The following is a 9,266-nucleotide window of genomic DNA, read 5'->3' as shown; positions in this document are numbered from 1 at the left end:
TTGATTATCATCAACGAGTGCCCACACAGATTGATAGGTTTAAATTGTTAAAGAGCTTTCGATTTAAGCTATGCTCGAATCGGACGGTTATTCTATCGATATAAGAGTCAGTGTCAAACACTTTCTTTCATCTTAATAACCTGTTGCCTCAACTGCTTAAAAGCTTGTTTGTGACAACGAGAGCGGATTATAGGGACTTTAATAGGAAGCGCAATAGCTAAAACAAAAAAACATGGTTTCACCATGTCGTTCGATTACAAATCAACCAAAACGTACAAAAGCACTGCTCTTATAGTTCTTACCCCAAGATAAAAATAAACAAAGAACCCTTAGGCTCTTTGTTGTTTTCGTTATTGGTGCGCGATAATGCGATCATTCTTAACCAACAATTGCACTTTTTTATCAGGATCGACCTTACCAGCTAATATTGCTTTAGCTAGTGGGTTCTCGACACTTTGTTGAATCGCTCGTTTCAGGGGCCTTGCACCATAAACCGGATCAAAGCCAACTTGTGCGATCAAACTTAACGCAGGTTCCGATACATCCAACTCATAGCCTCTATCTGCCATACGCACAGCCAGCCGTTGCAACTGAATAGCTGCTATTGATTTAATATGGCTCTGGCCTAATGGGTGGAAGACAACACTTTCATCAACTCGGTTTAAAAACTCAGGGCGAAAGTGCTTACCTACCACATCCATGACTTCTCTTTTTATGCCTTCGTAATCTAAGGTCGCAAAGTTTTCCTGGATACGTGAAGACCCAAGATTAGAGGTCATGATGACAACGGTATTTCTAAAGTCGACAGTTCGACCTTGGCCATCCGTTAGGCGGCCATCATCTAAAACCTGCAACAGAATATTAAATACATCTGGATGCGCTTTTTCTATTTCATCAAGCAAGATCACTGAATAAGGTTTGCGACGAACCGCTTCTGTTAAATAGCCACCTTCTTCATAGCCAACATAACCTGGAGGTGCGCCGACCAAACGCGCAACAGAGTGCTTTTCCATAAATTCAGACATATCGATACGAACCATCGAATCTTCGCTATCAAATAGAAAATGCGCTAATGTTTTGCAAAGCTCTGTTTTACCAACACCAGTAGGACCAAGGAATAAAAACGAACCAATAGGCTTGTTCGGATCTGAAAGCCCTGCTCGACTTCTTCTAATTGCATTGGAAACGACTTCAACCGCTTCTTGCTGGCCGATCACTCGGTTATGAAGCACTTGCTCCATTTGCAATAATTTCTCTTTTTCTGCTTCAAGCATTTTAGATACAGGAATACCGGTCGCTTTTGATAATACTTCTGCGATTTCTGCATCGGTAACTTTGTTCTTCAACAAGGTCATCTCTTGCATCTCTGCTTGAGCTGCCAAGTCGAGTTGCTTTTCAAGTTCAGGAATTCGACCATATTGCAATTCTGACATTCGGTTTAAATCACCCGCTCGTCTTGCAATATCCATGTCCATTCTAGATTGCTCTAGCTCAGCTTTAATGTGTTGAGTACCAGACAGCGCGGCTTTTTCAGCTTTCCAAATTTCTTCAAGCTCAGCGTAATCGCGTTCTTTTTCACTCAACTCAACATTAATGGTACTCAATCGCTTATAACTGGCATCATCTTGTTCATTAACCAAAGCTTGCTGTTCGATTTTTAATTGAATGATTTTTCGCTCTAACTTATCGAGTGATTCAGGCTTTGAGTCTATTTGCATACGAATACTCGATGCGGCTTCATCAATAAGATCGATAGCTTTATCCGGTAATTGTCGATCAGAAACATAACGATGAGATAAAGTTGCTGCCGCGACAATTGCAGGATCAGTAATTTCGACATGGTGATGCAGTTCGTAGCGCTCTTTCAAACCACGGAGAATTGCAACGGTATCTTCAACGGTTGGTTCATCAACAATGACTTTTTGGAAACGTCGCTCAAGGGCGGGATCTTTTTCAAGATGTTGTCGATATTCGTCAAGTGTCGTTGCGCCAACACAATGCAGCTCACCTCTAGCCAAAGCTGGTTTAAGCATATTGCCCGCATCCATAGACCCTTCGCCTTTTCCGGCGCCGACCATAGTGTGCAGTTCATCAATAAAGAGAATGACATTGCCTTCCTCTTTAGATAATTCATTAAGAACCGACTTCAAGCGCTCTTCAAATTCACCACGATACTTTGCTCCAGCAACTAAAGAGCCCATATCTAATGATAAGACGCGTCTGCCGCGTAAACCTTCAGGCACTTCATTATTGATGATTCGCTGCGCCAACCCCTCAACAATCGCGGTTTTACCAACACCTGGTTCACCGATAATAACTGGGTTATTTTTAGTACGACGCTGCAAAACTTGGATCGTGCGGCGAATCTCATCATCACGGCCAATAACGGGATCTAGTCGCCCTTGTTCTGCTCTTTCGGTCAAATCAATGGTGAACTTATCTAAAGCTTGTCTTTTATCTTCAGCATTAGGATCATCGACTTTTTGACCACCACGGATTTGTTCAATTGCTTGGCTAACTTTCTTTTCCGTTAGTCCCATTTCTTTGAACAGTTGACCTAGGGCACCTTTGTCGTCAACAGCAGCCAACAAGAATATTTCTGAAGAGATATAACTGTCTTGGCGTTTTTGTGCGACCTTATCGCACATATTAAACACCGTACCCATTGCACTGGATAACTGAACATCACCACCAATACCACTCACTTTCGGTAGCCTATCTAGCATTTCACTCAGCTTTGAGCGCAACTGCATGACATCAACATCTAACATAGTTAAGAGTGGACGTACTGTGCCGCTGTCTTGGTTGAGCAAAGACACCATCAAGTGTACCGGCTCTATGTATTGATGATCTCGACCCAATGCTAGCGATTGAGCATCAGAGATAGCTACTTGAAACTTACTGGTAAATCGGTCAAGGCGCATGTCAGCCTCCGTTACAATTGATCTCTACGATATGCATGTAAGATGGTAGCTGAAAAGGGAAATTTCAAGGGGGGAAAGGTGAATATCAAACGTGAGGTTATCGCTAGATCACACTTAACTGAAAGCCGTTCTTTATTCAATCCAGATAAAGGAGCATTGTCGCCCTGTAATTCCGTCTCGTCGATAAGAATAAAAACGGGTAGGTTCGCTGTAGGTACATAGGTTGGAGTTATAAACTAATTCAACCCCTGCTTTGTTCAAGCGTTGCGTCGCTAATAGGGACATATCAGCTAGCCATTTCCCATTAGGCAATGGAGTGAACGCCTTAACGGCATTCTCGTCAAATGTGATGAATGCTTCCAATACATCATCGCCGACTTCAAATACCCGAGCACCGATTGCAGGCCCGAGCCATGCCATAACCGGTTTATCAAACGCAAGTAACGCATTTTCGACAATTCCATCGGCTAATCCTCGCCACCCGGCATGAACCGCAGCCACTAGGCTACCTTCAACATCGGTCAGTAGTACTGGCAGGCAATCGGCAGTCATTGCGCTTAGAACAACTTTTTTATTAGACGTGACGAGTCCATCAGCATCGAGCACAAGACCAGTTGGCTCTGATACTCTAATGATATTGGTCGAATGTGTTTGATTTAGCCAAATAGGCGCTGATGGCATATTCGCTTGGTGAGCTGCGATAACTCGGTTGCGTTGAACAACCGAGCTTTGATCCCCAACGTGTGTTCCTACATTTAAACCGAGATAAATACCTTGAGATACGCCACCAATGCGGGTCGAACTCACGGCTTTTATCTGCTTAGGTGCAGGCCAGTTAGGGATGATCACTAGATGTAATCTTCGTCGTTGTCTCTTGCATCTTGGCGCAACGCTTCAGCCATTACGACCATATCGTTTGGTACTGGTGCGTGGAACTCAACTTCTTCACCCGTTGTTGGGTGAACAAATTTCAACATCACCGCATGCAGTGCCTGGCGATCAAATGCTCGGATCATATCCGTTAGCTCTTGAGTTGCACCTTTAGGAATGCGCGCACGGCCACCATAAGCGATATCGCCTAAAAGCGGATGTTGCAAATAAGACATATGCACACGAATTTGGTGAGTACGACCGGTTTCAAGACGTAAACGAATACGCGTATGTTCACGGAAGTGCTCAGCTACACGGTAATGAGTTACCGCTGGCTTACCGGTTTCATTTACAGCCATTAGCACACGTTTTGTCGCGTGGCGGCTAATGCCTTTTTCAATCACACCACCAGCCGTCATTTTACCAATGGCAATCGCTTCGTATTCACGAGTGATACGACGCTTTGCTAGCGCTCGAACTAAACGAGTTTGAGCCGGAACGGTTTTAGCCACTACCATCAAACCGGTTGTGTCTTTATCCAAACGATGGACGATACCAGCTCGCGGTACTTCTGCGATTTGAGGGTAGTGATGCAATAATGCATTCAATACTGTGCCATCGGGCGTACCCGCGCCAGGGTGTACAACAAAATCACGAGGCTTATTGATTACAATAATATCGTCATCTTCGAACACAATATTGAGCGGGATATCTTGGGCTTCCCAGCGTTCTTCATCTTCAAGCTCTGCTTGTAAAATGATCTCTTCACCACCCATGACTTTAACTCGAGCCTTAGTGATAACGACACCATCGACTTGAATTTTGCCATTTAGTAGCCACTCTTTGATGCGTGAACGCGAGAAGTCACTGAATAATTCAGCCACTGCTTGGTCTAAACGCTGACCTAGTTGGCTACTTTTTACTGTACTTGTTAAGTCAATCTGCTGTGCCATATCGAACTTTTTTAAAAACCGGGAGACTAATACCCACTAGTGTGGATAATATATAGGATTGCCACATTGTAGCCGTTAACCGACAAGAAGTAACGAACGGTTAAAAAATATTTAATGCAAGGAATCACTCGCTGATATGAAAAAGCAGACTTTATCGGGCTTGTTGGCTCTAGGACTTCTCTTTGGTTGTTCTTCCAGTAAAGATATTGTGCCTGATGTACCACCCGCTGAATTGTACTCTGAAGCTAAAATAGCGCTTCAAACTGGTAACTGGCGTACTGCAATAGATCAACTGGAAGCTCTTGATTCTCGTTATCCTTTCGGTGCTTATTCAGAGCAAGTACAACTGGACTTAATCTACGTTTACTATAAAAACGGAGATTTACCACTGAGCTTGGCGACCATTGAGCGATTCACCAGACTGAATCCAACTCATGATAAAGCCGATTGGGTTTTGTACATGCGTGGATTGGCTCATATGGGACAAGATCGCAACTTTATGCACGATATCTTTAACATCGATCGTGCTGATCGTGATCCTGAACCTGTAAAAATGGCCTTTAGTGACTTTAAACGCCTATTACAACGCTACCCAGACAGCGAATTTGCTCAAGATTCGCAAAAACGTATGTTTGCTTTAAAGAATAGATTAGCGTACTACGACCTCGCTACTGCCGATTTTTATCTTCGTCGCGAAGCTTGGATTGCCGCAATCAATCGCAGTCAAGAATTACAAAAAGCGTACCCAGATACTGAAGCCGCTAGAAAATCTCTTGATATACAACTTCAAGCCTATAAAAAGTTGGGCTTAGAAGAGTCAGTAGCACGAACTCAGCAGCTTATTGAGCTAAACGCATTATAATCATCGAGTAACCTACTGAATAAAAGCCGCTTATTGATAAGCGGCTTTTTTGTACCACTTGCCGAAACAGTACTTTAGCATTAACCTTTGTATAACAAATTAACAAAGGATAATGTTATTTTGAGTATTAAACGGACCTTAATTCTGCTATCACTCCTCTGTGTTGCGCAGGCAACTTGGGCACTATCACTTTCGCCCTTACAAAAAGAACCACACTTAGGGGATATGCCCCAGTTTAAGGAAAAAGGTGTTCTGAGAGTGCTTGTTTCTGCCGATCTTGGTTTTTATTATGTTGAAGGTGGTAAACCAAAAGGCATCATTGCTGAGCTATTGTACCATTTTGAAAAACAGTTAAAAAAAAGCTCCCCTTACCTCAACGTTCAAGTCATTCCGATTCCCAGAGATGATTTACTTCCCTCGTTAAATAGTGGTCATGGAGATTTAGCCGTTGCGAACCTCACCGTAACGGACAAACGTATGCTTGAAGTCGATTTTAGTACGCCGGTTCTTCGAGGCGTACAAGAGCTGATCGTCACGAACAACGCTCATCCAGTGATCAATGAAATTGAGCAGCTTAGCGGTAAAGAAATTTGGGTCAGAGCCAGTTCCAGTTATTTCGAAAGCCTACAAACCGTCAACGAACAGTTAAACCAGAAAGGCCTACAACCGATCAGCATCAATTTTATTGAAGAAACCCTGCAAGACTACGAACTGATCGAGTTAGTTAATTTGGGTCATATAACGGCCACTGTGCTAGATAGCCATAAAACGGAGCTTTGGTTAAATGTGATGGAAAACATCCAAGTACATACCGAACTTCCACTGCGCCAAGACGGAAATATTGCCTGGGCAATGAGAAAAGAGAGCCCAGAGCTAAAAAAAGCCGTCAACCAATACATAAAGACCGCTCGTTCAGGCACGTTACTTGGTAATGTCATTTACGGTAAATACATCGACAACACTCGTTGGCTAACCAGAGTACTGAACCCAAAAAAAATTGCGCGCCTTGAGTCGTTGTCCCTGCTTTTTAACCAGTACTCGTCACGTTACGATTTAGACTCGTTAATGATGTCGGCCCAGGGGTATCAAGAGTCTGGTTTGGACCAAAGTAAAGTGTCACACAAAGGTGCGGTTGGGGTAATGCAGGTATTGCCAAGCACTGCGAAAGATCCCAACGTCAATATTCCCGATATCCACAAAGTAGATAACAACATTCATGCTGGCATCAAATACATGAATTTCATTAAGAATCGATACTTCGATGATGACGAAATCACTGAAGATAACCAAGTGTACTTTGCGTTAGCCGCGTACAACGCAGGCCCAGCAAAAATAAGAAAAATGCGGCGATTGGCTGAGAAGCACGGTTATAACCCGAACGTTTGGTTTAAAAATGTGGAAGTCATTACGAGAAAAAATGTAGGAAGAGAGCCGGTAACCTATGTTGCGAACATCAACCGATATTTTGTCGTCTACAAGCAATTAGCGGCATTGAAGCAAACAAGAGCGGCACAAAACGCGCAATTATTACCCACGCCGCTGTTACCAATCGGCGTCAATCCGCAGTGATCGGGGGAGTAAAAAGTAGACTTGGACTAACGATGATTTAGCTCACATTTTTCAGTGAACAAAAAATAAACGGCAAGTTTGATTAGGCTGTAAAGTGCCCCTAAAAAACGAATGATTTTTAGCTGACTTCCCCTACCAATCTAAAGAGTTTTCAGGGGATAACAAGCTTTTTATACCGATAGATGAAACACAATTTGCGTAAGATCACATTTGAATTTCATTGTTAAAAACTGGCTCAATTTAGTGATATTGATCACATTTATTTATTCATGGATGAGTAATCTGGAGTTAACCCATGAGGGATGATACAGAGGAAAACATCTATGAAAGTAAATATCACTGGTAAAAATATCGACATTACCTCTGCAATCCGAACACATATTGAAAGTAAGTTTAAAAAGCTAGAAAAATGGCAAGTGGACATCATCGGATGCAATGCCAGCATTAGTGAAGAGCCGAGCAAACAGAAAAAAATTGAGGCCATTATTTCCGTACCGAAAGGCCAACTAATTGCATCAGCTAGCAATGAAGATCTTTACCTCGCTGTTAACGAAGTTCAGCAAAAATTAGAACGCCAACTGAACAAACTGCGTCATAAACCAGAAGCAAGACGTGCAAGCCACGCAGAGAAACCTGAACTCGTTGAAGAGGAAGAATAAACATCCGGTAAATTAGATTTATTGAATGGCGTCCAATGGGCGCCATTTTTTTACTTGACGACATTATGCTGCTTGCTTATTGTGGTTGTTCATTCAACAAACCATCGACATTATGACAACAATCAATCTGTTCCTTTTCGACTTCTTTTTTATCTCCTAACTATATTGGGGCTAAGATCGTTACGAAAGAAAAGTCAAAAACGAACAGAAAGCCTCCCACTGGGAGGCTTTTTTATAGGGATAATTCTAATGACAAACAGACTCGACGAGATTCGCTTGCGCTTGAACGAACTTGATGACCAATTACTTAGTCTTCTATCTGAGCGACGTGGGCTCAGCATCGAAGTTGCCAAGAGCAAAGTTGACACAGCAAAACCCGTGCGTGATGCAGAACGTGAGCAGCAATTACTAGTAAAACTCATTAATAACGGTAAAGACAAATACCAGCTTGATGCGCAGTACATTACTAAACTGTTTCACACCATCATTGAAGACTCTGTTTTACTCCAACAATCTTACTTACAAAACTTACTTAATCCTGCATTGAGCCGTAAGCCACTCGCTCGCGTCGCATTTTTAGGCTCAAAAGGGTCATACTCGCACCTAGCGAGTTACCAATACTTCAGCCGTAAAAACACCGAGTTAATTGAACTCAATTGCGAACACTTTAAAGAAGTCGCCTCCACTGTTGAGTCTGGTCATGCCGATTACGGTGTACTGCCTATTGAGAATACCAGCTCAGGTTCCATCAATGAGGTATATGACTTACTTCAGCACACCACTCTTTACATTGTTGGTGAGTTAACCCTGCCTATTGAACACTGTCTGGTTGCAACCACAGAACAACGTTTAGAAAACATAAAAACACTCTACTCGCATCCGCAGCCGCACCAGCAATGCAGTGAGTTTCTTTCTCGCCTTAAAGGCGTCACGCTTGAGTCCTGTGCTAGTACCGCTGACGCAATGAAGAAAGTGAAAGAACTGAACCGAGACGATGTCGCGGCGATTGGCAATTCTTCAAGTGGCAAACTTTACGGCTTGCAACCGATTCAGGGCAATATTGCCAATCAAACTGAAAACCACACTCGCTTTATCGTGGTCGCTCGAAAACCTGTGGAAGTGTCGCAACAGATCCCAGCAAAAACGACATTGATTATGTCAACCTCTCAAGAGGCTGGTTCATTGGTAGAGACCTTACTGGTACTGCAACGCTATGGCATTAACATGACCAAACTAGAATCACGACCAATCATGGGCAACCCGTGGGAAGAAATGTTCTACGTTGATTTACAATCTCACCTTGATTCAGAAATCATGCAACAGGCTATCGCAGAGTTAACCAAAATTACGCGCCACCTTAAAGTACTAGGCTGCTACCCAATAGAAAATATTAAGGCGACTCAAGTCGTTCTACCAACGGAATAAAGGC

General features: G+C 42.9%; 7 protein-coding genes and 1 other annotated feature. Of the genes, 4 read left to right on the top strand and 3 right to left on the bottom strand.

Going from position 1 to position 9,266, the window contains the following annotated elements; translation table 11 throughout:
• Window positions 1–350 precede the first annotated feature (350 nt).
• The 3 genes from clpB to rluD form a co-directional block, all read right to left on the bottom strand.
• Window positions 351–2,924 (bottom strand): ATP-dependent chaperone ClpB, encoded by a 2,574-nt coding sequence (gene clpB / locus QWZ04_RS20980; protein ID WP_290330202.1) that lies wholly within the window; start codon window positions 2,922–2,924, stop codon window positions 351–353.
• A 132-nt stretch (window positions 2,925–3,056) separates the two neighbouring features.
• Window positions 3,057–3,773: a peptidoglycan editing factor PgeF gene (pgeF, locus tag QWZ04_RS20975; RefSeq protein ID WP_290330201.1), complete on the bottom strand. Its 717-nt coding sequence runs from the start codon at window positions 3,771–3,773 to the stop codon at window positions 3,057–3,059.
• Window positions 3,773–4,747, bottom strand: a complete 975-nt coding sequence (gene rluD / locus QWZ04_RS20970; RefSeq protein ID WP_290330200.1) for a 23S rRNA pseudouridine(1911/1915/1917) synthase RluD — start codon at window positions 4,745–4,747, stop codon at window positions 3,773–3,775. The genes pgeF and rluD overlap by 1 nt, the downstream gene beginning before the upstream one ends.
• Window positions 4,748–4,883: 136 nt before the next feature.
• Between rluD and QWZ04_RS20965 the strand changes: the two genes are divergently transcribed.
• From QWZ04_RS20965 to pheA, 4 genes are all read left to right on the top strand, one after another.
• On the top strand, window positions 4,884–5,609 hold the full coding sequence (locus QWZ04_RS20965) for an outer membrane protein assembly factor BamD (protein WP_290330199.1): 726 nt from the start codon (window positions 4,884–4,886) through the stop codon (window positions 5,607–5,609).
• A gap of 120 nt (window positions 5,610–5,729) precedes the next feature.
• The gene (locus QWZ04_RS20960) at window positions 5,730–7,178 is read left to right on the top strand and encodes an MltF family protein (RefSeq protein WP_435433644.1); all 1,449 of its coding nucleotides are present in this window, start codon (window positions 5,730–5,732) and stop codon (window positions 7,176–7,178) included.
• A 323-nt stretch (window positions 7,179–7,501) separates the two neighbouring features.
• A complete protein-coding gene (gene hpf / locus QWZ04_RS20955) occupies window positions 7,502–7,837 on the top strand; it encodes a ribosome hibernation-promoting factor, HPF/YfiA family (RefSeq protein ID WP_290330198.1) in 336 nt (111 codons plus the stop codon).
• A 114-nt stretch (window positions 7,838–7,951) separates the two neighbouring features.
• Window positions 7,952–8,074 (top strand) — a sequence feature (Phe leader region).
• A gap of 12 nt (window positions 8,075–8,086) precedes the next feature.
• Complete coding sequence (pheA, locus tag QWZ04_RS20950; RefSeq protein WP_290330197.1) at window positions 8,087–9,262, top strand: prephenate dehydratase; 1,176 nt, start codon at window positions 8,087–8,089, stop codon at window positions 9,260–9,262.
• Window positions 9,263–9,266 lie beyond the last annotated feature (4 nt).

Source organism: Vibrio tapetis subsp. quintayensis, from assembly GCF_030409945.1.
Lineage (GTDB): Bacteria > Pseudomonadota > Gammaproteobacteria > Enterobacterales > Vibrionaceae > Vibrio > Vibrio quintayensis.
This window is presented reverse-complemented; position numbering and strand designations above follow the sequence as displayed.